The 25,335-nt window shown below is 65.3% G+C and carries 23 protein-coding genes; 8 read left to right on the top strand and 15 right to left on the bottom strand.

The window, feature by feature from the left end; genetic code table 11:
* Positions 1-193 precede the first annotated feature (193 nt).
* Positions 194-871, top strand: a complete 678-nt coding sequence (locus ACS5Q0_RS06635; RefSeq protein ID WP_473125821.1) for a ComEA family DNA-binding protein — start codon at positions 194-196, stop codon at positions 869-871.
* A gap of 117 nt (positions 872-988) precedes the next feature.
* Here the strand turns inward: ACS5Q0_RS06635 and ACS5Q0_RS06630 are convergent, their stop codons facing one another.
* Positions 989-1,405, bottom strand: coding sequence for a MerR family transcriptional regulator (locus ACS5Q0_RS06630; RefSeq protein ID WP_473125820.1), 417 nt, complete (start codon positions 1,403-1,405; stop codon positions 989-991).
* A gap of 178 nt (positions 1,406-1,583) precedes the next feature.
* On the opposite strand from ACS5Q0_RS06630, the gene ACS5Q0_RS06625 reads away from it, so the two are divergent.
* Positions 1,584-3,755 (top strand): heavy metal translocating P-type ATPase, encoded by a 2,172-nt coding sequence (locus ACS5Q0_RS06625; RefSeq protein ID WP_473125942.1) that lies wholly within the window; start codon positions 1,584-1,586, stop codon positions 3,753-3,755.
* Between the two features lie 151 nt (positions 3,756-3,906).
* Here ACS5Q0_RS06625 and ACS5Q0_RS06620 read toward each other — a convergent pair whose 3' ends face one another.
* From ACS5Q0_RS06620 to ACS5Q0_RS06600, 5 genes are all read right to left on the bottom strand, one after another.
* The gene (locus tag ACS5Q0_RS06620) at positions 3,907-4,224 is read right to left on the bottom strand and encodes a hypothetical protein (protein WP_473125819.1); all 318 of its coding nucleotides are present in this window, start codon (positions 4,222-4,224) and stop codon (positions 3,907-3,909) included.
* 397 nt (positions 4,225-4,621) lie between these two features.
* Positions 4,622-4,915 (bottom strand): GIY-YIG nuclease family protein, encoded by a 294-nt coding sequence (locus ACS5Q0_RS06615; RefSeq protein WP_473125941.1) that lies wholly within the window; start codon positions 4,913-4,915, stop codon positions 4,622-4,624.
* Between the two features lie 286 nt (positions 4,916-5,201).
* Complete coding sequence (locus ACS5Q0_RS06610; protein WP_473125818.1) at positions 5,202-5,474, bottom strand: hypothetical protein; 273 nt, start codon at positions 5,472-5,474, stop codon at positions 5,202-5,204.
* A 387-nt stretch (positions 5,475-5,861) separates the two neighbouring features.
* Positions 5,862-6,788, bottom strand: coding sequence for a DUF2971 domain-containing protein (locus tag ACS5Q0_RS06605; protein ID WP_473125817.1), 927 nt, complete (start codon positions 6,786-6,788; stop codon positions 5,862-5,864).
* A 213-nt stretch (positions 6,789-7,001) separates the two neighbouring features.
* On the bottom strand, positions 7,002-7,613 hold the full coding sequence (locus ACS5Q0_RS06600) for a hypothetical protein (protein ID WP_473125816.1): 612 nt from the start codon (positions 7,611-7,613) through the stop codon (positions 7,002-7,004).
* Between the two features lie 784 nt (positions 7,614-8,397).
* On the opposite strand from ACS5Q0_RS06600, the gene ACS5Q0_RS06595 reads away from it, so the two are divergent.
* A complete protein-coding gene (locus ACS5Q0_RS06595) occupies positions 8,398-9,327 on the top strand; it encodes a DMT family transporter (protein ID WP_473125815.1) in 930 nt (309 codons plus the stop codon).
* 3 nt (positions 9,328-9,330) lie between these two features.
* Here ACS5Q0_RS06595 and ACS5Q0_RS06590 read toward each other — a convergent pair whose 3' ends face one another.
* Positions 9,331-10,221, bottom strand: coding sequence for a LysR substrate-binding domain-containing protein (locus ACS5Q0_RS06590; protein ID WP_473125814.1), 891 nt, complete (start codon positions 10,219-10,221; stop codon positions 9,331-9,333).
* A 226-nt stretch (positions 10,222-10,447) separates the two neighbouring features.
* Between ACS5Q0_RS06590 and ACS5Q0_RS06585 the strand changes: the two genes are divergently transcribed.
* The gene (locus ACS5Q0_RS06585) at positions 10,448-10,786 is read left to right on the top strand and encodes a DUF1127 domain-containing protein (RefSeq protein WP_473125813.1); all 339 of its coding nucleotides are present in this window, start codon (positions 10,448-10,450) and stop codon (positions 10,784-10,786) included.
* Here ACS5Q0_RS06585 and ACS5Q0_RS06580 read toward each other — a convergent pair.
* Genes ACS5Q0_RS06580 through ACS5Q0_RS06570 form a run of 3 tightly spaced genes read right to left on the bottom strand, consistent with a single transcriptional unit; the run spans position 10,783 to position 14,784 of the window.
* Positions 10,783-11,517 carry a DUF937 domain-containing protein gene (locus ACS5Q0_RS06580; protein WP_473125812.1) on the bottom strand — a complete coding sequence of 245 codons (735 nt, stop codon included), beginning with the start codon at positions 11,515-11,517 and terminating at the stop codon, positions 10,783-10,785. The genes ACS5Q0_RS06585 and ACS5Q0_RS06580 overlap by 4 nt on opposite strands.
* Before the next feature lie 37 nt (positions 11,518-11,554).
* Positions 11,555-12,934 (bottom strand): MATE family efflux transporter, encoded by a 1,380-nt coding sequence (locus tag ACS5Q0_RS06575; protein WP_473125811.1) that lies wholly within the window; start codon positions 12,932-12,934, stop codon positions 11,555-11,557.
* Positions 12,934-14,784 (bottom strand): monovalent cation:proton antiporter-2 (CPA2) family protein, encoded by a 1,851-nt coding sequence (locus ACS5Q0_RS06570; RefSeq protein ID WP_473125810.1) that lies wholly within the window; start codon positions 14,782-14,784, stop codon positions 12,934-12,936. The genes ACS5Q0_RS06575 and ACS5Q0_RS06570 overlap by 1 nt, the downstream gene beginning before the upstream one ends.
* 162 nt (positions 14,785-14,946) lie before the next feature.
* On the opposite strand from ACS5Q0_RS06570, the gene ispH reads away from it, so the two are divergent.
* From ispH to rnhA, 3 genes are read left to right on the top strand one after another with little or no spacing between them, the layout of a single operon-like run.
* Entirely contained in the window at positions 14,947-15,906 is a 960-nt protein-coding gene (gene ispH, locus ACS5Q0_RS06565) for a 4-hydroxy-3-methylbut-2-enyl diphosphate reductase (protein WP_473125809.1), read from the top strand.
* A gap of 3 nt (positions 15,907-15,909) precedes the next feature.
* Positions 15,910-16,875 (top strand): homoserine kinase, encoded by a 966-nt coding sequence (gene thrB, locus ACS5Q0_RS06560; RefSeq protein ID WP_473125808.1) that lies wholly within the window; start codon positions 15,910-15,912, stop codon positions 16,873-16,875.
* Positions 16,872-17,327 carry a ribonuclease HI gene (gene rnhA / locus ACS5Q0_RS06555; RefSeq protein ID WP_473125807.1) on the top strand — a complete coding sequence of 152 codons (456 nt, stop codon included), beginning with the start codon at positions 16,872-16,874 and terminating at the stop codon, positions 17,325-17,327. Before thrB ends, rnhA begins: the two co-directional genes overlap by 4 nt.
* A gap of 69 nt (positions 17,328-17,396) precedes the next feature.
* Here rnhA and ACS5Q0_RS06550 read toward each other — a convergent pair whose 3' ends face one another.
* Entirely contained in the window at positions 17,397-17,879 is a 483-nt protein-coding gene (locus tag ACS5Q0_RS06550; RefSeq protein ID WP_473125806.1) for a redoxin family protein, read from the bottom strand.
* A gap of 38 nt (positions 17,880-17,917) precedes the next feature.
* Positions 17,918-18,745: a protein-disulfide reductase DsbD domain-containing protein gene (locus ACS5Q0_RS06545; protein ID WP_473125805.1), complete on the bottom strand. Its 828-nt coding sequence runs from the start codon at positions 18,743-18,745 to the stop codon at positions 17,918-17,920.
* 106 nt (positions 18,746-18,851) lie between these two features.
* Here ACS5Q0_RS06545 and ACS5Q0_RS06540 point away from each other — a divergent pair, with 106 nt between their 5' ends.
* Complete coding sequence (locus ACS5Q0_RS06540; protein ID WP_473125804.1) at positions 18,852-19,463, top strand: YqgE/AlgH family protein; 612 nt, start codon at positions 18,852-18,854, stop codon at positions 19,461-19,463.
* A 5-nt stretch (positions 19,464-19,468) separates the two neighbouring features.
* Here the strand turns inward: ACS5Q0_RS06540 and ACS5Q0_RS06535 are convergent, their stop codons facing one another.
* The 3 genes from ACS5Q0_RS06535 to thrC form a co-directional block, all read right to left on the bottom strand.
* On the bottom strand, positions 19,469-22,351 hold the full coding sequence (locus ACS5Q0_RS06535; RefSeq protein WP_473125803.1) for an EAL domain-containing protein: 2,883 nt from the start codon (positions 22,349-22,351) through the stop codon (positions 19,469-19,471).
* Positions 22,352-22,573: 222 nt separating this feature from the next.
* Entirely contained in the window at positions 22,574-23,857 is a 1,284-nt protein-coding gene (locus ACS5Q0_RS06530; RefSeq protein WP_473125802.1) for a M16 family metallopeptidase, read from the bottom strand.
* Positions 23,854-25,269: a threonine synthase gene (gene thrC, locus ACS5Q0_RS06525; RefSeq protein WP_473125801.1), complete on the bottom strand. Its 1,416-nt coding sequence runs from the start codon at positions 25,267-25,269 to the stop codon at positions 23,854-23,856. The genes ACS5Q0_RS06530 and thrC overlap by 4 nt, the downstream gene beginning before the upstream one ends.
* Positions 25,270-25,335 lie beyond the last annotated feature (66 nt).

The following is a 25,335-nucleotide window of genomic DNA, read 5'->3' as shown; positions in this document are numbered from 1 at the left end:
AGGGCGCCAGGAGCGTAGTGTTCAGGGTTGCGCCAGGGGCAAGGCATGTCCGGAACTCGTCTTCTTGATCTGCGGTGCTGGAGAAATCTAACGCTATAACCTGATATTTCCCTGCCACCGATCCGCCAATATTACGGGAATACTGGAGGCTTGCTTTTGCGTCTCATGAATTGAACAGAGTGCGAGTTTCATAATGCAGATTGGCAATCTTTCTCGAACGTCCCTCCGGCCACGTGGCATTTTCGCCTTGCAGATGGTGCGGGTTTTCTTCGTCGTGACCCTTGCCGCGACCGGCGCCTATGCCTTCTCCATGTCGGCGGAGGAGGGTCCGCAGACGGAAGCGTCCGCCGCCGCCGATGCGCAGCACGAAGCCGTGGACGCCTTGCCGTCGGCTGGACAGGCGGACCGGGCCGCCCCGGTGCAGGTCGCGATCGCCGAGACCGCCGAGGCGCAGGCCGCCATGGACGCCGCGAGTCCTGTGACCGTCCCGGAGGAGCCTCGTCCGCAGCCTGCCGCTGCGTCCGCCGACGCGGCGGGCGACCAGACCGTCGCTGACGCCGCCGCTTCCAACCCCGAGCCGGCGCCGTCCGAGGCCGCCCAGGCCGCCGCCGAACCTGCGCCGTCCGCCGATGCGGACAGGACCGGCGCCGTCGCCGTGGCGACCGCGCCGACCGAGCCCGAGCCCGCGAGCGACCTCGTCGACCTCAACGCCGCATCCTTCGAAGAGCTCAATTCCCTGCGTAACACCGGCCCCCTCGGACGCGCCATCATCAAGCACCGCCCCTATGCCTCGGTGGAGGATCTCGTCACGCGCAAGATCGTCCGGCGCTCTGTCTATGAAAAGATCAAGGATCAGGTGACGGTTCGGTAAGCCTCTTCGGCTGTGTGGCTGCGGCATTCTCTCGTCATCCCCGGCTCAAAGCCGGGGATGACGATGGAGGGTGTCGGAGCTCATCCTTTCCCGTGAGGACGGAGGTGCTGCCGCTGGTCAGTGCCGCTCGTGAAGGCATTCCGCGTGGTCGGCGAGCACCTCGATGATGCGGCACTCGGAGATCTTCCGGTGGTCGCAGGCGACCATCGATTCCAGCTCGTCGCGCAGGGCGGTGAGGCGGGCGATCTTGTCCTTCACCTCCTTCAGGTGCGCCCTGGTGATCTCGTGCACTTCGCCGCAGGAGCGGTCCGGCGCGCCCGTGAGATCCAGGAGCTGGCGGATGGCCTCGACCTCGAACCCGAGCTCGCGGGCGTGGCGGATGAAGGTGAGGCGGCGGACGTCGCCGGGCCCGTAGCGCCGCTGCTGGCCCTCGGTCCGGACCGGCTCGGCCATCAGCCCGATCTGCTCGTAATAGCGGATGGTCGGCACTTTCACCTCGGTCTGTCGCGACAGCTCGCCGATCGTCAGGGACATCGAAGAATCCTCTTGAACCTCTAGCCGCTAGAGGATGTAGCCTCCGGACGAATCGATGTGAAGAGGTTTGCCGATGTGTGAGGCATGCAATCTGCCGGACGGTCATGAGGACAGACGCGAGAGCCGAACTGAGGCCGCGCCGCCCGAGGGACAGCGCACCCGCTACCGGGTCTCCGGGATGGACTGCGCCTCCTGCGCGGCCAAGATCGACAATGCCCTGCGGCGCAACCCGGGCGTGGCGGAGGTGAGCGTCTCGGTTCCGGCCGGGACCGTGACCGTGGCCCATGACGACACGATCGTCCCGGCGGTCCTCGCCAAGCAGATCGCGACGCTGGGCTACAAAGTCACCGGGCAGGGCCCGGCCGATGCCCGCGCGTCCGCACCGGCAGCCGGTCACGATCACCATCATGGCCACACGCATGACCACGCCGAAGAGGCTTCCGCAGGCCTGCACGGGCATCTGCACGATCATGGCCCGAGCGAGGGGCCGTGGTGGAAGAGCCGGCGCGGCCTCCTGACCATCGCCTGCGGCCTGGCGCTCGCGGCCGCCTATGGGATCGGCCTCATCGTGCCGGAGATCGGGCATTGGGCGTTTCTCGCCGCCATGGCGGTGGGCCTCGTTCCCGTGGCCCGGCGGGCGCTGGTTGCGGCCCGCTTCGGCACCCCGTTCTCCATCGAGATGCTCATGACCATCGCGGCGGTCGGCGCGGTGATCATCGGCGCCACCGAGGAGGCCGCCATGGTGGTGTTCCTGTTCCTCGTCGGCGAGCTTTTGGAGGGCGTCGCGGCGGGGCGCGCCCGCGCCAGCATCCAAGGCCTGACGAAGCTCGTGCCCAAGACCGCGCTCATCGAGCGCGACGGCAGGACCGAGGAGGTTCCGGCCGAGAGCCTGACGGTCAACGCCGTCATCCTGGTCCGTCCCGGCGACCGGGTTCCCGCCGACGGCGTCATCGTCGAGGGCGAGAGCGCCATCGACGAGGCACCCGTCACCGGCGAGAGCGTGCCCAAGCGCAAGGGCGGGGGCGAGGCGGTCTTCGCCGGCACGATCAACGGCGACGGGGCGTTGCGCGTACGCGTCACGGCGGGGGCGCAGGACAACACCATCGCGCGCATCGTGCGCCTCGTGGAGGAGGCGCAGGAGAGCAAGGCCCCGACCGAGCGCTTCATCGACCGCTTCTCGCGCTCCTACACCCCCGCCGTTCTGGTGGTCGGCGCGCTCGTCGCCGTGGTGCCGCCGCTGCTGTTCGGCGCGGCCTGGGGCGAGTGGGTCTACAAGGGCCTGGCGATCCTGCTGATCGGCTGTCCCTGCGCGCTCGTGATCTCGACGCCCGCGGCCATCGCCGCGGGGCTGGCGGCGGGAGCCCGGCGCGGCCTCCTGATGAAGGGCGGCGCGGTGCTGGAGACCCTGGGCACGATCACCATGGCGGCCCTGGACAAGACCGGCACCCTGACGGAGGGCAAGCCGAAGGTGACGGACATCGTCCCGGTCGCCCGCTCGGAGCGCGAGGTCCTGTCCCTGGCCGCGGCCCTGGAGACCGGATCGAGCCACCCGCTCGCCACGGCGATCCTGGCGAAGGCGGCGGAAGCGGGCGTGCCCGTGCCGCCCGCCGCGAAGGCCGGGGCGGTCGGCGGCAAGGGCGTGACCGGCAGCGTCGGCGGCGTGCCGCTCTTCCTCGGCTCGCCCAAGGCGACCGCGGAGCAGGTGGCGCTCACGGCCGAGCAGGCGGCCCTGATCACCGGCCTGAACGACGAGGGCAAGTCCGTCTCGGTGCTGCTGGCGGGCGGTCAGGTCGCCGGGGTGATCGCCATGCGCGACGAGCCGCGCCCGGACGCCAGGGAGGGCCTCGAAGCCCTGAGGCGGGCCGGGGTCGAGACCCTCATGGTGACCGGCGACAACCGGCGTACGGCGAGCGCCATCGCGGCGGGGCTCGGCATCGAGCCCCGGGCGGATCTGCTGCCGCAGGACAAGCAGGCCATCGTCCGCGAGCTTCAGGCCGGCGGCCACGTGGTGGCCAAGATCGGCGACGGCATCAACGACGCGCCGGGCCTCGCGGCGGCGGATGTCGGCATCGCCATGGGCGGCGGCACGGACGTTGCCCTGGAGACCGCCGACGCGGCGGTCCTGCACGGGCGCGTGCTCGACATCGCCCGCATGGTGCGCCTCTCGCGGGACACCATGGCCAATATCCGCCAGAACATCACCATCGCGCTCGGCCTCAAGGCGGTGTTCCTGGTCACCACCATCCTGGGCATCACCGGCCTGTGGCCCGCCATCCTCGCCGACACGGGCGCGACGGTCCTGGTCACGGCCAACGCCATGCGCCTCCTCGCCGCCGGAGGCCGGACGTAAGGACGATCCCGGAGGGGGCTTGAGCCTCCGGGAGGCGCGGAGCAGGTTCTTTCGTCATGGCCGGGCTTGACCCGGCCATCCACGTCTTCGGAACCGCCGCGCCTCAAAGACGTGGATCCCCAGGACAGGCCCGGGGATGACGGGGAGGGGCTCACTCCTCCGGCCTGCTGAATAATCTCGGCCCGTGTCCGATCAGCTCCGGCGGCACCGTCTCTCGATCGATCGGCTGCGGCTCGCGGTTGCGGCGATAGACCATCCAGCGGCCCTGCGCGTCCTGGTACACGCCGTAGATCAGGCGGCCCTCGTCGGGCCGCGCGGGGCGGACGAGATCGCGCAGGCCGCGCAGCACGAGCCACGTCATGCCGAGCAGGGTGACGGGAACGGCGACGAGCCACAGGGCCTGGATGAGTTCGGGCCAGGTGTGGAACTTGGAAAGCCAATCGGCCCATGCGGAATAAGGCTGGTCCATCGCAACAACTCCCCTGAGGTGAAGCGACCACCAGCACTGCTGGTGGTCGGGGAGTTCAGAAGCCGCCCGAGGACGACCGCGCTGCCCTTTAGGCTTGCGCCCTGGACATGCGACAGCGCCTCCCCGGCCATAAGCTGGGAAGGCATCGTTGACGGCCGATACCGGCCGCCTCGGGTCGGGGTTCTGACGCCCCAGAACCGGATGCGTCCGGCTCCAAGGGCGAGATAACACGGTTACAGGGTGAGGGGTCAATGGGAGAGCGGCGAGGACGCCGCCCCCTCCACCGTCATGGCCGCACTTGTTGCGGCCACCCACGTCTTGAGAGGCGTCGTGGTTCGAAGACGTGGATCCCCGGCACGAGGCCGGGGATGACGCGGTGGGTTTGGGGCAGGAACACCTACTGGTTCAGCGTTTCATAGAGATCGTCCCAATCCGGGTTCATGGCGTGGATGAGGCGCACCTTCCAGGCGCGGGGCCAGTGCTTCATGGTCTTTTCGCGCTGGATCGCCAGCCGGATGTCGTCGTGCCACTCGTACCAGACGAGGCGCTTCAGGCCGTATTGCTTGGTGAAGCCGTCGATCAGGCCCTCGCGATGCTGCCAGGCGCGGCGGGCGAGGTCGCTCGTCACGCCGCCATAGAGCGTGCCGTTGCGCCGGTTCGTCATGAAATAGACCCAGCCGCCCTTGTGCATGGGCTGATGATACTGAGTTTCGCTGCGCTTTCCATCGTCATGGCCGGGCTTGTCCCGGCCATCCACGTTTCCTTGCTGTGTGGGTCAAAGACGTGGATGCCCGGCTCAAGGCCGGGCATGACGAAGTGAGAGCCGTGGATGAGGGCCATGATGAGAGAGCCGTAGCGATCCGAGCGCGCCGCGCAGCTCGGTCAGGCTGCGGCCTTTCAATGTCCCGTGAGGACGCCCATTCACTCCCACAACGGTTGAGTGACGACAGGAAAGGAAGAACTGTCGTGCTCCTTGCCTACTGACCGCTCTCAGCCGTTGTCCCACTGCCGATGATCTTGCCATCGACACGGCTGGCCGTCTCCGAGGCAGCATTAGGGCTCCCGTTGCCGATGGTCTTGCTGGCTTCGAGAACCGATCCATCGGGAACTTCTGCAGACGCTGCAGGACTTCCATTGCCAATAATCTTATTGGCTTCGCGGGTTTTGCTGTCGGTATCCTCGGCAAAGGCAACTCCGCCGATTGCTAGGAACACGGTAAGCGAAATGGAGAGGGTGCTTGAGTGTTTCATTGAAACCTCCCGCCGCAGGGGCTCCAAGATAATAGCTGAAAAGCTGCGGCAGGAACGTGCCATACCGCACAGTTGCTTCCAGACACTGAAACCAATGGCAGAAGGCGTATGGACTGCGCAGTGCTCAGTTCGTGGCCCTTCGGTTCGATAAAGGCCAACATTTGCAGTAACGCGGCACAGAGGAGCCATTATCCCTTCTTGCCGGACAGAGCGACCACTGCAGTCCAAGCGTACACGTCTCTAGCGACCGTCCCGCCTTCTGCCACTTATACGGCTTACGGACGCAATGATAGAACGGGGATCTGAAAGAGTGACCCTGCTGTTACTGTTGGGATGATCTTCAACGTTTGATCTCATGAGCTTCGGATTGGTGCGAAGCCATCTAAGTCAGACAGGCACTTCGATGTACCGGCGTTTCATTCGATCTGGCTCTAGACGCTTGAGGAAAGCTCCAGGGCAGTGCTGCGCGAGTGCATCCCGAACGCGCTGAACAGTTTGCGGCGGCGTAGCGCGGCGGACATAGACCCCACGAACCATTGCCTGCGGGAAGGCAAACAGGTGGATACGCTGTCCATCAGCCTCAATGACTTGGTCTGCGTCCTCTTCCCGTGCGTACAGTCGCCATTCCCTCTCATGAGACCAGTCAGCGCCCTTGGACATAAAGGCCAATCGAGGGTTATCTAGAGCCTCTTCCAGTTCACCATCGAAGTAACTGATCTGCTGCAACTTGCGCTGCTTTCCGGCCCTGTTCACCGAAAAGAACGGACTTGCAGCATCAAACGCAATGACGAAGCCTTTTTGCTGATCAGCATAGTATCCCCACATGGTAGGGTTTTGAGGGTCATCGGTCAGCGACAAAGCAACACCGCTGCCAATAGCCTCATGGAGTAGTCGCTCAATCTGTTCGTCACTGTTCATCATCGGCAGGAACTGATCCAGCAGTCCCTGCAACATGCTGCGGAAACCGTCTTGATACTGAGCGCCGCCAAGTTGCTGATGAAGCAGAGACTGGACGAGTGGTTTTGCCTGATCAGAGAGCCCCCGCTCGGCAAGTGCCTCTGATAAACGTTCATCCATGAGTGCATCTACATCCAGCCTCATAAGCTCATGATTGAACGCGCCTTTCATGCGAGGACCGACAAGTTGCTTAAACGTCCGACGAACCTCGAAGTCATCGTTGGTCGTAAGGAGGGGTGAAAACCTGATGCGCAATCGTTCAAGGACATCCACTCTGTCGGGAACCACGTACTTGTACAGGAGGTCAGGCGGTGTCGATGGGTCGGGCAGATCATTCAGGAATGGATTGTCAGCCATACGCATCCCTATCCTTATCATCTGTCTAACATATCGGCACGACCCTTACGTTTCACTATACCTTGCCCGAGTGATAGCTAGCCACCTCGTCATGGCCGGGCTTGTCCCGGCCATCCATGTCCTTATGCGGCGTGGGTCAAAGACGTGGATGCCCGGCTCAAGGCCGGGCATGACGGGAGGAGGGAGCCGTGGCGACCCGAGCGCGTCGTCTGTCTAAATCCCCGCCCCATCCTCGAACCACCATTCCTGCACCTCCCAGCCATGGCCTTCCTCGGCCATGATGCGCTCCAGATGGGCGGCGAGTTCGTCGCGCAGCTCGGTCAGGCTGCGGCCCTCGCGTCCGTCGGGGACGGGGATGGGATCGTCGGGCGGGGGGACGTGCGGGTCCATCTCGCCCAGCGTCCGGGTGAGGCGGGCGAGCGGCTGGAGGGCGCGGCCCGCGCGCTCGATGGGCTGGGTTTCCAGAATGGCGGCGTGGCGCTCTGCGAGGGTCCAGAGCCGGTCGACGATCCGCCTGCGCCGGTCGCCCGGCCGCAGGGGCGGGGATCGGCGCCGGCGCGACGGCTCCGGGTTGGGGCGCGCGATGGCGGGCGGCAGGGCCGCTCCGGCCGGACGCTGCCAGCCGCCCTCCGCCGCATAGCGCGAGACGGTGGAGGCCGAAATGCCGAGCTCCCGCCCGATGCGCTTGAAGGAATGCGCGGTGCATTCCACCCAGTCCCGCATCAGGGCGATTCGCTCCGGGGAAAGCTTCTCCCGGATGCCCGAGGCGGCGGGGCTGTCGGAATCGGACGGAGCGGGGGAGGAGGGCAGCGACGTCATGGCCATGGGCTCTTCATCGAACAGGAACAAACCATGAACAATGTAGCATGGAGCCGGAAACGGTCAAGGTCGGGCGGAGGCGGGGCTCCCGGACGCGGAACAGCTTTGGGGTGTTCCGGAGGTGCGGTTTTGCCGACGCGAGGCGGGCGTTTCCGACTTGCGATAGGGAGAGCCTCCGGATTCAGAATAAGGCGCAGGTTTCCCTCCCCCTTGTGGGGAGGGATCAAGGGTGGGGGTGTCGGCGCTCTGTTCTGAAATGCTGGCGCTCACACCCCCACCTCCAACTCCTCCCCACAAGGGGGAGGAGGGTTTCCAGCGTCACGCTGGATGAGCCACATAAGCCCGAGACTGGGGAGGAGGACCCAGGCGGGGCCGCTTCCCTTTCCTCCTGCGGAAAGCGGCGACCAGGTGAGACATTCCTTCAGCGGGCGCGGATTCACCTCTCCCGTGCGGGAGAGGTCGGATTGTCAGGTCCGGGTGAGGGGGACAGGTCGATCCGGAAAGGTCTCGCCCCCTCACCCTCGCTGCGCTCGACCTCTCCCCGGCTGGGAGAGGTGGGGGGTGGAGCAGCCTTTGCTCTACGGATGGCGCGCTGCGCTCCGGGTTGCTGCCCCTTGGAACGGAGGGGAAGGGCCCGTTCCAGGCGTTGCAGGGGCGTTCCAGGGCGCGTTCCAGGGGCGGCCCTGGAACATTTCATCACCGTTCCAGGAAAAACAGATAACATTTCATCATTTGTGTTGATGACCCGTTCGGCGTAATCGGGCGTCTCACGAAATGTCGGAATGCCTCCATGACCCAGGCCAGTGCCACCCTATCCGCGCCGGACGCCAAAAGCTTCGACGGAACCACCTTCGGGCTCTATGCCGCCACCGTCTTCCTGTGGGGCGTGAGCTGGATCGGGATCCACGCGCAGCTCGGCGTGGTGGCTCCCGAAATGTCGGTGCTGTGGCGCTTCCTGCTCGCGGCTCTCCTCATGTGGGGCTGGGTTCTCGCCACCGGCCACCGGGTGCGGTTCGCGCTCGCCGATCACCTGCGCTTCGCAGCGGTCGGATGCTGCCTGTTCTCGTTCAATTTCATCTCGTTCTATTACGGCGGATTGAGCGTGCCCTCCGGGCTGCTCTCGGTGGTGTTCTCGCTCGCCTCCGTGTTCAACCTGATCCTGAGCTTCGTCATCTTCCGCCAGAAGGTAGAGCCGCGCGTGGCGCTCGGCGGCGTGATCGGCGTCGCGGGCATCGGGCTTCTGTTCTGGCCGGAGATCACGGGCGCGGGCTTCAACGCGGATGCGCTCAAGGGCCTGGGGCTGTGCGTGATGGGCACGCTGTTCTTCTGCTCGGGCAACATGATCTCGACCATGGTGCAGCGCCGGGGCGCGCCGCTGCTCTCCGCCACCGCCTGGGGCATGACCTATGGCTGCGTCGTGCTGCTGGCGCTGAACGTGATGCGCGGCAACGCCTTCATCATCGAGCCGACGGCGAAATATATCGGCTCGCTGCTCTATCTCTCCATCGGCGCGTCGGTTCTGGCCTTCATGGCCTATCTCACGCTGCTGCGCCGCCTCGGGGCCGCGCGGGCGGGCTATTCGACCGTGCTGTTCCCCATCATCGCGCTCGCCGTGTCGACGCTGCTCGAAGGCTATCAGTGGACGGCGCTCGCCGGGATCGGCGTGGCGTTCGCGCTCGTCGGCAACGTGCTGGTGCTGCGCAAGCCTGCCGCGAAATAGCGCCTATTCCGCAGCGATCGGGTAGACCGGGCGCGTGGAGCCGAGATTGTCGAGCGACTGCTTGATCTGAAGGCCCAGCGCGTCCGCGAGCGGGTTCTCCTCGCCGCGCGCGCGAATGAGGCCGATCTTGCACGAGGGCAGGGCGGGGAAGCCGTCGGAGGGCCCCAGGATCCGCATGCCGGGACGCACCGCGCTTTCCGGCAGGACCGAGACCGCGAGGCCCGACAGGACCGCCGCGCCGACCGCCGTGGAGTTCCAGCTCACATAGGCGATGCGGAAGGCGCGGTCCGCGCTCTCCAGGGCCTCCGTGGCATAGTGGCGCCAGTCGCAGTTCGGGCGGCCGAGCGCCAGCGGGATCGGCGTTTCCTCGTGCACCCCGTGGCGGCCCGAGGTGACCCACAGAAGCTGCTCGATGCGCACGATCTCGGACGGGCCGCGCCGGTCCACATGGGTGATGATCGCGAGATCCAGGTCGCCGTGCTGCACCCGCCCGATCAGGTTGTGCGTGGGCTCGCACATCACCGTCACCTCGGCCTTCGGGTTGGAGCGCGAGAACCGCGCCAGGATCTCCGGCAGATACCGGTCGGCATAGTCGTCGGGCAACCCTAAGCGCACGCGGCCCGTGAGCTCGTGCTCGTTGAAGGAGGCCATGCATTCGGCATTGAGGCGCACGATCCGGCGGGCGTAGTCGAGCAGCCGCTCGCCTTCGTCCGTGAGCTTGGAGAGACGTCCGTCGCGCTCGAAGATCGCACGGCCCACCCGGTCCTCCAGCCGCTTCATCTGCATGGACACTGCGCTCTGCGTCTTATGCACGATCTCCGCCGCACGGGTGAACGACCCCGTATCGGCAATCGCCACGAAGGTGCGGAGCTGGTCGATATCAAGCAGGTGCATGGCCTTTGTCCCATCATCAACAATGCTGATGATACGTATCTCAAACAATCGTTTCAAGTGATGAAACGGGCCATGCTATACATTCGAATAGGATTACAAAATTGTGGTTTAAAAACAAGAGCTTGGGGGAGTGTTTCTTAGCGTAATGCGTTCCAGGGTTCTTGCCTGGGACGCCCTTGGAACGCCCTGGAACGTTTCAAGCCGTTCCTGAGATCCCTTCAAGGCCATGCACGAGCGAAAGGAGGCCTGTCATGATTCGGTCGGTAGCCCCGTCACGGCTTCGCCGGGAGCCCATATCCTGGGCCGCTTCGTTCGCTCGCTCATCTCGCTCGCCAAGGCTTTCAAGGATCGTCGCGAGGTCAAGAACCTCGCCGAGTTCGACGAGCGCATGCTCAGGGATATCGGACTCACGCGCCGCGACGTCGAAAGCGCTCTGATGGAGCCTCTGCATCACCGCCCGTCATGGGTGTTGGTTCGATGCACAGAGCCCCCCGTTCCGATCCATGGACGTGCCAGCGCCGCAGGCAAGCCACGGCCGGTGGTTCCGCTTGTGACCCGGAGCTAAGACCTCTTCGCGCCTGTTCCCCAGGCATCCTCCAGAATCCTTTGAAGGGACGTGAGATACTGCATCTGCATCTCGCGTCCCTTTTCCATCATCTCGTCCCAGGGGGCAGACGGGGAGGACTCGGGAGGCTTTTCAGGGGCGGGCGTCGGGAAGATGCCCTCCATCATTTCCTGGAAGGGGTTAGCGGCAGGCTTCTTCTCGGGCTCGGGAGCTTTCAGCCACCCGGCCCAGAGGTCCGCCCAGGGGTTCACCGCATCCTGCTTGGATCTTTCGCCTGTGCTCGACGATGCGAAGCTCTGGGCGACCTTCGCCTGCGCCGCCATCCACTGCGCCAATCCTCCTGCGAGAAGGCCGGCATAGATCGGCAGGATCTGCTGCATGATGTCGACGCCGATGCCGGTGAAATCCGCGGCCTGATGGGCGATGCGGCGGCTTGCTTCATCCGAGCCGAAGAGCTGGTCGAGCAAACGTCTTCCCTCCTGCTGCGCCTGAGGAGAAAAGGAATGTCCGGCGGCCTGCCAGACATTCTGGTAGCCGCCGCTCATCAGGGATTGCAGGAAGCGGCTCGGATCGCCGTTGGTCATGGCGTGCTGAAGCCCCATGACGAAAGCCGGCAGAACGGCGGCCATAGCCCGCTGCTGCTGGTCGCCGGAGAGCTGAAACTGCCGCGCCAGGGTCTCAAAAGCCGCCTGGGCCTGCGCCTGGCGCATCAGATCGAACCAATTGAACATGGCAGGCTCCTCGAAGGCTCAAATGCCCGGCTGCCCTTCATGGGATCGGGACAGCTTGCCTCTCCAAACGCCGGATTGTCCAGAACGCAGTGATGATGGCCGCGATCCCGAAGACGATCGACCCGGCGCCAATGCCGATCAGGGCGCCTTTCGGGCCGCCGATCTGCGCCCCGAAATAGGCGAACGGGATCATTCCGAGCGTCGCCCGTCCCCAGTTGAAGAAGGTGGAGAGCAGGGGATAGCCGAGATTGTTGAACGACGCGTTGGACACGAAGACGAGGCTCACGAAGAACCAGATGAAACCGCTCAGCTCGCAGAAGAAGCGTATCAGCTCCGCTGTCAGCGGCGGAGCGTTGAAAGCGAGGACGATGGGCTCCCGCAGCAGGAACAGCAGAAGCCACACGCTGAGGACGTAGACGACCATGAACGTGAGCGAATCCTTCAGGGTCGCCTTCATGCGATCGTACCGGCCCGCGCCCCAGTTCTGCCCCAGAACCGGGCCGATGGCCCCGGCGAGCGCGAAGACGCCCGCGAACGAAACAGGCGTCACCCGATCGATGATGGCCGAAGCCGCGATCGCCTGATCGCCGAACTGCGCCATGATGCCGGTGAAGAACGCATTGGCGGCGGGCGCGGCGAGGTTGGTGAGAACGGCGGGAACGGCGATCGCGAAGAAGGGCCTCGCATCGCGGATCACGGCCTGCAGGCTCGGCCTGGCGAGCAGCCGATGGACACGGGTGACGTAGCGATATCCAACATAGAGATACACCACGCGCGCGAGGCTGATGGTGAGGGCCGCGCCGCTGGATTTCAGATCCATGACGAAGATCGTGATGGGGTCGAGAAACACCGTGACGATGGCCACCGAGAGCGTCGCATACATGCTGCGCTTGGCGTCGCCCGCAGCGCGCAAAAGGGTGGAGAACGCCATGCCGGCGGCCATCAGCGCATTCGTCGGCAAGGCGATCCAAAGGAAGCCGTGGGCGACATGATAGGCTTGGCCGCTCGCTCCCATGGCTCTCAGAATCTCGGGCAGGAAGGGCAGGACGATCAGGCTGACGGCTGCGCCGATCACCACCATGAGAATGCTTCCCGAGGTGGCGAGCCGCCGCGCGTCCTCGTACCGGCGCGCCCCGAGAGCGCGCGAGACGAGAGCGCCGATCGGGATCATCAGGCCGACATTGATCGAGACCGTGAAGAACATCACGACGGTCGCGAGACCGACGCCCGCCGTCATGCTCGGATCGTTGAGCCACGAGATGTAAAGCAGCGAAACGAGATCGACGATGAAGATCGCGATCAATCCGGCCGCGCCCGTTCCGGTCATCACGAGCACGTGGCGCATGGTCGAGCCCTGCACGAAGACGGGCGTGTCGGCGCGCGTCTCCGCCGCCCGCTCGGCAGCATTGGCGTCCATCAGAGTGCTCCTTCGCCGAGAATGTCGCGGGTTTCCGGGCTCAGGGCCTTGGCTTTCCCCGTGGGGGAGGTGAGAGGTTCCGGCGCGATCCTGGCTCCGACCACGAGCTCGGCTCCGAAACTCGCGCCGATTTCCTTCTGGAGGAAGAGCCGGGCGATGTCGCGCTTGCGCACGTCCTGGGCCGCGCCGGCGGCGATCTCCGCTTCGATCCCGAGCTCCTCGAGGGCCGAGCGGCCGAAGACGATGGCGGATTCGAACGTTTCGCGAAGCTGATAATCGATTCCGATCTTCAAGAGCTTCACCGCATGAATCCGGTCGTAGGCGCGCACGAAGCTGCGGGCGTTCGGAAAATTCTCGTGAATGATCTCGGCGATCTTCTCGATCGTTTCCGGCTCGTCGGTGCACACGCAGATCATCTCGGCCTTCTCGGCTCCCGCCGCCCGCAGCACGTCGAGGCGCGTTCCGTCCCCGTAATAGATCTTGAGTCCGAAACGGGCGGCGTCGCGCACGCGTTCCACGTTGTTGTCGATGACGGTCGCATCGATGCCCTGGGCGAGCAGCACCTGGTTGACGATCTGTCCGAAGCGCCCGAACCCGATCACGAGGACCCGGCTCGACAGCTCGCCCTCCTGCCCGAGCAGATCCTCCATGCCGGGACCCGTGGAGCGTTCGGGGCGGGCGAGAAGGGCTTTTTCGACGAGGGTCGAGAAGATCGGGCCGAGAAGCATCGTGATGGCCGCCAGCGCCGTCACGGTCTGCGCCTCGTTCGGAGCCATCAATCCGGCGCCCGTGGCGACGGGCAGGAGCACGAAGGCGAATTCGCCTGCCGTGCACAGGAGGGTGCCGGATCGGAGGCCTTCGCGCCACGTGGCTCCGAACAGGCGCGAGAGAAGGGAGATCAGGACGGTCTTCCCGACGATCACCACCGGGGCCGCGAGAGCCAACAGCATCCATTGCTGGCGCACGAGGCCCAAGTCGATCGACATGCCCACGCTCATGAAGAACAGGCCCAGCAGCATGCCGCGGAAGGGCTCGATATCGGCCTCCAGCTGGTGCCGGAAATTCGACTCGGCGAGCAACAGGCCAGCGAGGAATGCGCCCATGGCCATGGAGAGGCCCGCCTCCTGCATGAGCAGGGCGGCGCCCAGGACCACCAGCAGCGCCGATGCGGTCATGACCTCGCGGGAACCGGTGCGCGCGAGGATCCGGAAGAAGGGATTCAGCCCGTAGCGGCCGACCAGGACGACGGCGGCGATAGCGGATATGGCCTCGCCTGCGGCCGAGAACCGATCCAGCATCGAGTTGTCCTCGAGCGCCGTGCCCGAGGCCATGAGGGGCAGGATGGCGAGCACGGGTACCACCGAGAGGTCCTGGAACAGCAGGATCGCGAAGGAGCGCTGACCGTAAGGTGTTTGAAGGTCCTTGCGCTCTCCCAGCATCTGAAGGGCAATCGCGGTAGCCGAGAGCGCCAGCGCGACGCCGATGACGAAGGCCGCCCTGATCCCGAAGCCGATTGCGAGCGACGCGCCGCCGAGGCAGAGCCCCGTCAGGGCCATTTGGGCGAAGCCCAGCCCGAAGATGTCCCGCTTCATGGACCAGAGGTGGGACAGCTTCAACTCCAGCCCGATGATGAACAGCAGGAGCACCACGCCGAGTTCCGCCACGGTCGCGATCGTACCCGGGTCCTCGACGAGACTGAGGACCGACGGGCCGATCGCGATTCCCGCCGCCAGGTAGCCGAGCACGGCGCTCAGGCCGATGAAGCGGAACACGGGCACGGCGATCACGGCCGCCCCGCAGAAGGTCAGGATAGGCGGGAGAAAGCTGACATGGGAGGCTGGGCTGGCCATCGGGCAATCGGATCCGGTGAGCGGTCATCCCATTCTAGGGAGCCTTGCCCTTTCTAGGGAGTCTTGCCTTCAAGGGCGAGCCCTTCTTACGAATGGTCAAGCCGCGAATAACCGTCGCTCCCGCTTGACAGGAAGGGCCTCGTCTCGCCACATCGCGGGATCATGACGAAGCCACCCCTCCACATCATGCTCTGTGCCCCGCGCGGCTTCTGCGCCGGGGTGGTCCGCGCCATCGACGCCGTCGAGAAGGCGCTTTCGATCCACGGAGCCCCCGTCTATGTGCGCCACGAGATCGTGCACAACAAATATGTAGTGGAGGACCTGAGGCGGAAGGGGGCGGTCTTCGTGCGTGAGCTCGACGAGATTCCGGACACCGACGCGCCCGTGATCTTCTCGGCGCACGGGGTTCCGAAATCCGTGCCGGAGGCCGCTCAGGCGCGCAATTTCTTCGCCATCGACGCCACATGCCCTCTGGTGACCAAGGTGCACCGGGAGGCGCAGGTTCACTACAAGCGGGGCCGTCACATCGTCCTGATCGGCCATGAAGGCCATCCGGAGGTGGTCGGCACCATGGGGCAGCTGCCGGACGGGGCGGCGACCCTGGTCGAGACCGTCGACGATATTGTCGAGCTGCAGCCGGACGATCCGGAAAACCTCGCCTTCGTGACCCAGACGACCCTGTCCGTCGACGACACCCAGGACATGGTGGAGGCCCTGAAAAAGCGCTTCCCCTCCATCGTCGGCCCGCACAAGGAGGACATCTGCTACGCCACCACCAACCGGCAGGGGGCGGTCAAGCGGGTGGCTCCCGAGGTCGACGCCATGATCGTGGTGGGCTCCCCCAATTCGTCGAATTCCCAGCGCCTGCGCGAGGTGGCCGAGCGGGAAGGCTGCTCCCTGGTGCGCCTCATCCTGCGGGCGGAGGACATCGACTGGTCGCTGTTCGGCAACATCCGCAGCTTAGGTATCACCGCGGGCGCGTCCGCGCCGGAAATCCTCGTGGAAGAAATCATCGATGCCTTTGCCGAACGCTATGAGGTGTCGGTAGAGAGCGTTTCGACGGCGGACGAGAGCGTGTTCTTTCCTTTGCCGCGCGAGTTGCGTGAACAGGCGGCGGAGTAAGCAGTGGCAGTCTATACGGAAGTCAGCGACGAGGAGCTCGCAAGCTTTCTCGAAACCTACGATATCGGCACGTTGCTCTCCTACAAGGGCATCGCTGAGGGCGTGGAGAACACCAATTATTTCCTCCACACCACGGAAGGCTCCTACATCCTGACGCTCTACGAGAAGCGGGTGAGGGAGGCCGACCTGCCGTTCTTCCTCGGCCTGATGCAGCATCTGGCGAACAAGGGCTTGAGCTGTCCGCTGCCGGTCAACAACCGCCAGGGCCAGCCCCTCGGCCGGCTTGCCGGGCGGCCTGCCGTCATCATCACCTTTCTCGATGGTGTCGCCGTCCGCCGGCCCACCGCAAAGCATTGCGGGGCCCTGGGCGGCGCGCTGGCCAAGCTCCACCTCGCCGGCCGGGATTTCGCCATGAGCCGCCCCAATACCCTGTCGCTCGACGGCTGGGGCCCGCTCTTCGCCCAGGCCGAGGCGCAGGCCGATACGGTCTCCGGCGGCCTGGCGGACCGGACGAGACGCGAACTCGCCTATCTTCACGAGGCTTGGCCCACGGATCTGCCCTCCGGCATCATCCATGCCGACCTCTTCACGGACAACGTGTTCTTCATCGGCGATGAAGTCTCGGGGCTGATAGACTTCTATTTCGCCTGCACGGACGCCTTCGCCTACGACGTCGCCATCTGCCTGAACGCCTGGTGCTTCGAGCAGGACGGATCGTTCAATCTCACGAAGGGACAGGCGATGCTGGCGGGCTATCAGGCCGTCCGCCGGCTCTCCCCTGAGGAGACCGAAGCCTTGCCCGTGCTCTGCCGCGGCTCGGCGATGCGCTTCATGCTGACTCGCCTCGTGGACTGGCTCAACGTGCCGCCGGGCGCCCTCGTGCGGCCGAAGGATCCGCTCGAATACGACCGCAAGCTCCATTTTCACCGTCATGTGCGACACGCCCGCGAATACGGGCTCGAGGCATGAGCGGCCCGGAGCGCGTCCTTATCTATACGGACGGCGCCTGCTCGGGAAATCCCGGGCCGGGTGGCTGGGCGGCCATTCTGTTCTTCAAGGGCAGCGAGAAGGAGATTTCCGGCGGGGAGGCTCACACCACCAACAACCGCATGGAAATCAGGGCCGCGATCGAAGGGCTCAACGCCCTCAAGCGCGCCTGCGCCGTCGATCTCTTCACGGATTCCCAGTATGTGCGCCAGGGCATCACGCAATGGATGCACAACTGGAAGCGCCGCGGCTGGCGCACCGCCGACAACAAGCCCGTGAAGAACGAGGATCTCTGGCGGGAGCTCGACGAGGCCGCTGCCCGGCACGATGTGGCCTGGCATTGGGTGAAGGGGCACGCGGACGATCCCACCAATATCCGCGTCGACGAACTGGCGGTCGCCGCCATGAAGCCCTTCAAGAAGGGCGCAAAGTAAAAGCCCATAAGAAAAGCCCTTGCCTGCATCGTGCGGGCAAGGGCCTCGTGGTCTGATGGCTGAAAGGGATCAGAGATCCTTCAGGATGTTCTCCGCGCCCGACACCTGCGCCTTGGACGGGGTGTCCTCCACGTTGATGGCCTTCACCACGCCGTCGTCCACCACCATGGAATAACGCTGCGAGCGGATGCCGAGGCCAAAGCCCGTGCCGTCCATGGTCAGCTTGATCGCCTTGGCGAAATCGCCGTTGCCGTCGGACAGGAACTCGATGCCGTCGGCGCCGGCGGACTTGGCCCACGCGTCCATGACGAAGACGTCGTTGACGGCGGTCACGAGGATGGCATCGACGCCCTTCGCCTTGATTTCATGGGCGCGCTGCACATAGCCGGGCAGATGATTGCGGTGGCAGGTGGGGGTGAAGGCGCCGGGAACCGCCACGAGCACCACCTTACGTCCCTTGAAGAGGTCGTCCGTCGTCTTGGCGATCGGCCCCTCCGGCGTCATGACGCGGAAGGTGACCTGAGGAAGGCGTTCTCCAACCTGAATGGCCATGCTTTGCTCCAAAGCTGTTCGTTAAGGGTTCTTCTTCACTAGCGTGGCAGTCCGTTGCCGTCGAGGCTCACCTGCGTTTCAACGGCCTTGTCCCCGGCAACGAGCGTGAGGACGAGGGGAACGGGGCCCGTCGCGTCCTTCGGCTTCTCTTCGATCGTCACGGTAAAGCGGTCGCGCTCGCCGGACGGCTCGGCCGAGACGTACCAGCTCTCCGGAGCCTCGGCGAACAGAATGGGCTTAGCCCCGTCCGGAGCCCGAACGGAAACGGATAGGGCGGCCTCCGCCCCGCTCTTGGGTTGCACGGACAGGACCGCCAGCTCGCCCTGGTCGCCGAGGGGCCGCTTGCCGGGGACCTTGGCCATGGCCTGTTCGATGGCGGCGCGATCCGGACCCGATGCCGAGAGGGGGACCGTAAGGTCCGCATGGGCGGGAATGCAGATATCCTTGCAGATGCCGTAATCCACCGTGAGCGCGAGCCTGGCCGGCTGGTCCGCGGCCTTGGGCTTGACCAGAACCGGCAGGATGACCTCCCGGCTGTACACATAGGCAACGCCCGCCGCGTCCTCATGGCGTTGCGGGGCCGGCCATTGGACTTCGACATCCGCGACGTTCTCCGAGGCCGACCAGTCAAAGCTCGGCGGCAGGCCGGATTCGCCGGGGCTGCGCCAATAGGTTTTGAAGCCGGGATCGAGGGTGATCGCGATCCCCGCGAGCCAGGTTCCCTCCCGTTTTCCCCCGGACAGAAGGCGCACCTGCGAGTGGAACCCTTGAGCGGAAGTTGCGGCGGGGAGGGGCTGTCCAAAGGCCGAGATCGAGGACAGAATCATAAAAAAGGCAGATGTGATGATGCGTAATGTCGGTGTCATGGAACTGACGCCTCCCTGAGGCGCTTCCTTTATGCAGTTTCTACTCGGGTCTGCCATCCACGATCCCGTGATCGGGTTGTCGGCCCAGCAAGGCAGATTTCGAGACATGAGCTTTCAGCAAGATCCCTATGGCACCGGCTCTCCCTACCTCGACGGGCAGATGCTGGTCGCGATGCCCGGCATGATGGACGAGCGGTTCGCCCGCGCGGTGATCTATGTCTGCGCTCACTCGCCGGAAGGGGCGATGGGGATCCTTCTCAACCGTCCCGCCGCCAACCTGAATATGCCGGACCTTCTGGTCCAGCTCGAAATCGTGCCTGAGCCGGAGCGCATCCATCTATCCGAGCGCGTGGGCGGCATTCAGGTTCTCATGGGCGGTCCCGTGGAGACGAGCCGCGGATTCGTGCTGCATTCGCCGGATTTCCATCTCGCCCAGTCGACGCTCCCGATCGATGACGGGGTATGCCTGACGGCGACCATCGACATCCTCCGCGCCATCGCCCAGGGCCGTGGACCGCAGCAGGCGGTGCTCGCGCTCGGCTATGCCGGCTGGGGCGCGGGGCAGCTCGAGCACGAGCTTCAGGCCAATGGCTGGCTGATCTGCCCGGCCGACACGGAGTTGATCTTCAGCACGCCCGCCGAGATCCGCTACGAGATGGCTCTGCGCCGGATCGGGATCGAGCCGGCCATGCTGTCGATGGATGCCGGTCACGCCTGAGAAATCTATGCAGCTTCCGTGCTCGTCGCGCCCACCAGCTGGCGCGCCTGTATCACGGACATCGGCTCGCCGAAGACGGGGCCCTGCGCATATTCGCAGCCGAGCTGGTAGAGTTCGATAGCCTCCGACTCGCTTTCTGCGCCTTCCGCGACGATCTCCATGCCGAGCTCGTGCGCCATCTTCACGATGGAACGCAGGATGACGGAGTTGCCCGACGCCATCTGGCGGACGAACGACCCGTCGACCTTGAGCGTGTCGAACGGGAAGCGGAGCAGATAGGACAGGGCGGAATAGCCCGTGCCGAAATCGTCCAGCGACAAGCCCGCGCCGAGGTCCCGGAGGCGGTCCAGCATCTGCGCCGAATATTCCGGGTTCTCCATCACGAGGCTTTCGGTCATCTCGAGCTTGAGCGAACCGGGAAGAACGCGCGTACGGGCGATGACGGTCTTCACTTCCTGCAGGAGGTCGTGCCGCAGGAGGTGGTGGCTCGACATGTTCACGCTGGCGAAGATCGGGGGTTCGACCTCCAGGGCGCCCTGCCAGACGGCGAGTTCCCGTGCGGTCTGCTCCAGCAGGAAGACGCTGAGCTTGATGATGAGGCCCGTTTCCTCGGCGATGGAGATGAAATCCTCCGGCGAGATGCGGCCGAGGCGCGGATGATCCCAGCGCAGCATGGATTCGAAGCCCGCGATGGTCCGGTCCTCGAGCCTCACGATCGGCTTGAACAGCACCTTCATCTCGTTCCGGTCGAGCGCATGGCGCAGATCGCTCTCCATGGTGAAATGATCGCTGCGGTCCGACCGCATCGTGGGGCGGAACACCTCGATCCGGTCGCCACCGTGACGCCGGGCATGGGCCATGGCGATCTCGGCGTTTCGCAGGACCTCTTCGCGACGGGCCGCGATCTGCGGATCGTGCAGGGCAATGCCGATGGAGGCGGTGAGAAAGATCTCGCGGTCGGCATAGGTGACCGGCGTCGTCACGATGCGCCGGACCATGTCGGCGAACGCGATGATGCGGTCGGGCTCGCGCTCGGAGAGCAGGATGATCGCGAATTCATCGCCCGAGATGCGCGCCAGCGTGTCCTGCGGCTTGAGCAGGCGGCCGAGGCGGCGCGAGAGCGTGAGCAGGATCGAGTCGCCGGCTGCATAGCCGGATTGATCGTTGATGTCCTTGAACTTGTCGATGTCCACGACGAGCACGGTCGGCCGCAGGAAATCGTCCTGGCTCGCGAAGGTGAGGGCGGCCTCCAGGCGGTCATAGAAGAGCTGGCGGTTCGGCAGGCTCGTGAGGCTGTCGTGCACGGCGTCGTGCAGCAGGCGCTCCTCGGCGGTCTTGCTGCCCGTGACATCGGCCAACGTACCGACGATGCGGATGACCTCGCCGTCGGAGCCGATCACCGGGCGCGCCTTCAGGCGGAACCAATGATGCGCATTGGACGAGGAGCGCAGGCGGAAATCCTGCACCAGTCGCCCGCGGCGGTGCTCGATCACCGTATCGAGCGCAAGCCGGTAGCGATCCCTGTCGAAGGGGTGGATCAGGTCGAGCCAAGCCGAGGCCGGGCCTTCGAGAGCGCCCCGCTTCAGCCCGAGCTGATGCTCGATGTCGGGGCTGACGAAGATGTTGTCGGACACCACGTCCCAGTCGAACACGATGTCGCCCGCTCCGGCGAGGGCGAGGGCACGGCGCTCCGTGTCGTTGACGAAGCCCCGCGCGAAACCGCCACCGGCGAAGGCATGCTGCATGACGGTGAAGCCGATGAGCATGACGATCAGCACGAGACCGCCGACGAGCGCGGGCGGCACGAGATCGGAGGCGAGCTGTCCGAGAACGGTGAAGCTCGCCGCCACGGTCCAGGCGATCAGCAGGAGCCAGGTGGGCACGAGCATGATGGCCCGGTCGTAGCCATGGGTCGCGAGGTGGATCACGAGGATGAAGCCGATGCCGGCGACGGCGGCGATCGACATGCGCGCCACGCCCGAGGCGACCGAGGCGTCGACGATCGCGAGCAGCAGCAGCGCGCCGAGAAAGGCCAGCCAGAAGGCCGTCACGTGGCTGTAGCGCACATGCCAGCGGTTCAGGTTGAGATAGGCGAAGAGAAACACGAGCAGGGTCGCTGCCAGGACGGCTTCGGCGCCGGCGCGATAGATCTGCTCCGTCGCTTCCGAGATCGGGAACACACGCTGGAAGAAGCCGAAATCGATGCTGGCGTAAGCGAGCACCGCCCAGGCCAGGGCCGCGGCCGCCGGGAAGATCAGCGCGCCCTTCACCACGAAGATGATGGTGAGGAACAGGGCGAGCAGACCCGCGATGCCGATGATGATGCCTTTGTAGAGCGTCAGGCCGTTCACGCGCTCCTTGTAGGCGACTTGGTCCCAGAGATGGAGCTGGGGAAGGTTGTTGGTGCGCAGCTCCGCGACAAACGTGACCGTTGTGCCCGGATCGAGGGTGATGAGGAAAACGTCCGCATCGGGGCTGTCGTCGCGCTCGGGGCGGATGCCCTGGCTTGCCGTAACGGCAGCGATGCGGGATGAGCCGAGATCCGGCCAGAGAACGCCCGAGCTGGTCAGCCGGAAATGCGGCGCCACGAGCAGGCGGTCCACCTGCTCATCGGTGTCGTTGGTCAGCGCGAAAACGATCCAGTCGGGACGGGTCCCGGCCTCGCGAGCCTTCACGGCGATGCGGCGCACGATGCCGTCGCGGCCCGGGGCCGTGGAGATGCGGATCTCGTCGCCGTCCGACCTGTAGCGCTCGATGGCAGGGGTCAGGTCGATGGCCTTCATCTTGGGGTCGACGCGCACGGACTCCACCGCCCAGCCGGTCGCCGGCCAAGTGAGCCCCAAAAAAGCCGCCAATAGAAAGGCTATGGCGAAAGATACGATCCGCAATGCTTCGGTTCTTTCGTCCGGTCCAAAGGTTAAAGGCAAATTGGTACCGGTCAGGGAGCTTGAGAGCAAGTCGAAGCCCCTTGAAGCTGCGACTTGTCCGCATGACTCATTCGTTATCGTTAACCACGCGCATGGAGGCAGTTTGCGGCGGGATTGAGGTGAAAAAGATGTGACGTAACGGAAGAAAAGATGTGACGTAACGGAAGAAAGGGGATGAAAAAATCAGCCCTGCAGACCCGTCGTGATCGCCGCGATGGACGGCAGGCCCTTGATCGGGCCGATAGCCGCAACGGTCGGCCTGCCTTGCAGGAGAAGATGTCCTGCCTCTCGCACGTGGCCCTCGTCGAGAGCATCCACCTTGTGCACGATCTCGTCGCTTCCCACGATCCGGCCCCATGAGAGAAGCTGGCGAGCCATGCGCTCGATCCGCCCGCCGGGCGTTTCGAGAGCCGTCAGCAGGGCCACCTTCATCTGCGCCTTGGCGCGGATCATCTCAATCTCGCTGATGTCCTGGGTGGCCTGGCGCATGCAGTCGAGGGTCACCTTGGTGAGTTCACCGACATCGGACCCGGCAGTTCCCGCGCCGATGCCAAAGAGACCGCAATCGGAGAAGGGCCAGTGGAAGGAATCGATGGAATAGGCGAGGCCCCGGGTCTCGCGGACCTCGTGCCAGAGGCGCGAGGTCAGGCCCCCGCCGAGGATATGCGCGAAGAGATGCGTGGCGTAATAGCCCGGATCCTTGAAGGAGAGGCCGGGAAGCCCGAGGACGATGTTGGCCTGCTCGAGCTTGCGTGAGATGCGCCGTTCGCCGCCCGTGTAATGCCCGGTTTCGGGGGCGCTGATCGGGACGGCCGGCATCGCGCCGAAGAGGCGCTCGGCGGTCTCTACGATCTGGGCATGGTCCACGTTGCCCGCCGCCGCGAGCACCATCTTGGCCGGAATGTACTCGCGCGCGAGGAAAGCCCGGATGGTGGCCGCGTCGAAGCTCCTGATCGTGTCGGGCGTGCCCAGGATGGGGCGTCCCACGGGCTGCCCGGCGAAGGCCGTTTCCATGAAGGCGTCGTAGATGAGATCGTCCGGCGTGTCCTCGACGGCGGCGTATTCCTGCAGAATCACGCCCTTCTCGCGGGCCAGCTCGCCTTCGTCGAAGACCGAGTTGATGAGAATGTCGCCGAGCACGTCGAGGGCGACGTCGACATTCTCGCCCAGCACGCGGGCCGTATAGCTGGTGTATTCGACGCTCGTCGCGGCGTTGATGTCGCCGCCCACGTTCTCAATGTCTTCGGCGATCTGGCGCGCGGAGCGGCGCGACGTGCCCTTGAAGGCCATGTGCTCGATGAGATGCGACAGGCCGTGCTCGTGCGCCTGCTCGTGCCGCGATCCGGTGCCGACCCACACGCCGAGGGTGGCGGTGGCGATTTCCGGCATGTGCTCGGTCGCGACCGTCAGGCCGTTGGACAATCTCGTGATGTCGACCCGCTTCTCGCGGACGAAGTGCTGGTTCATGCAGCCGCGCCTCTGACGGCCCGGGCGCGCTCGCGGATGAAGCGCTCCACCGAGGCCTGATCGTTCGGGAGAACGGTGAAGCTCTCCCTCCTCTCCATCAAATCAGCCATGTGCGGCGGAAGTGCGGGGCGAACGCCCGTCGCGCGCTCGACCGCATCGGGGAACTTGGCCGGATGAGCGGTGGACAGGGCCACGACGGGCACCTCGGGCCGGTCCTTGAGCAGGGCGCGGCCCGCGCGGGTTCCGACGGCGCTGTGCGGATCGAGCACATATCCCGTCGCGCGATAGGTTCGGGCCATCTCGTCGCCGACATTCGCTTCGTCCACGGCCAGGGCCGAGAACTCCTCGCGGATGCGGGCGAGGGGGGCCGCCTCGATCGCGAAGGAGCGCGACTGGCTCAAGCTGGCCATCAGGCGGCGGATCGCCTCTGCGTCGCGGCCGTAGGCCTCGAACAGCAGGCGCTCGAAATTCGAGGAGATCTGGATGTCCATCGACGGCGAGGTCGTGGGCGCGACGCCCCTGATCTCGTAGGCGCCGGAGTGAAGCGTGCGTGCCAGGATGTCGTTGGCGTTGGTGCCGATCATCAGGCGGTCGACGGGCAGGCCCATGCGCTTTGCCGCCCAGCCCGCTAGGATGTCGCCGAAATTGCCCGTGGGCACCGAGAAGGAAACGGGACGATGCGGCCCGCCGAGGGCCACGGCCGCGGTGAAGTAATACACGGCCTGCGCCGCCACGCGCGCCCAGTTGATCGAGTTCACGCCCGAGAGCTGCAGCTCGTCGCGGAAGCGGGCATTGGTGAACATGCCCTTCACCATGGTCTGGCAATCGTCGAAGGTGCCTTCCACGGCCAGGGCATGCACGTTGGGCGAGGCCACCGTCGTCATCTGGCGGCGCTGCACGTCCGAGACCCGGCCATGCGGATAGAGGATGAAGATGTCGACCTGATCCAGGCCCTTGAAGGCTTCGACTGCGGCGCTGCCCGTGTCGCCCGAGGTTGCGCCCACGATGGTGGCGCGGGCGCCCCGTGCTTTCAGGACGTAGTCCATGAGGCGGCCGAGCAGCTGCATCGCCACGTCCTTGAAGGCGAGCGTGGGGCCGTGGAAGAGCTCGAGCACGAAGAGGTTGTCGTCGAGCTGGGTCAGAGGGCAGACCGCGTCGTGCCGGAAGGAGGCATAAGCCTCGTCGATCATGCGGCCGAGGTCGGTGGCCGGTATGTCGCCGTGCACCAGCGGGCCGAGGACGGCCTTGGCCACGTCTGCATAGGATTGTCCGGCAAAGCCCTTGATCGTCTCGGCCGTCAGGCCCGGCCACGTTTCCGGCAGGTAGAGGCCGCCATCTCTCGCGAGGCCGGTCAGAAGCGCGTCGGAAAAGCCAAGCGCGGGAGCCTCCCCGCGGGTCGAGACGTGGAGCACGGTCAATCTCTCCTAGAATTGCGGCCGGACAATAGGTGGCGCGGGAGGTTGCGGCAAGCCGGTTCT

It is taken from the genome of Microvirga sp. HS2 (assembly GCF_055792805.1).
This window is presented reverse-complemented; position numbering and strand designations above follow the sequence as displayed.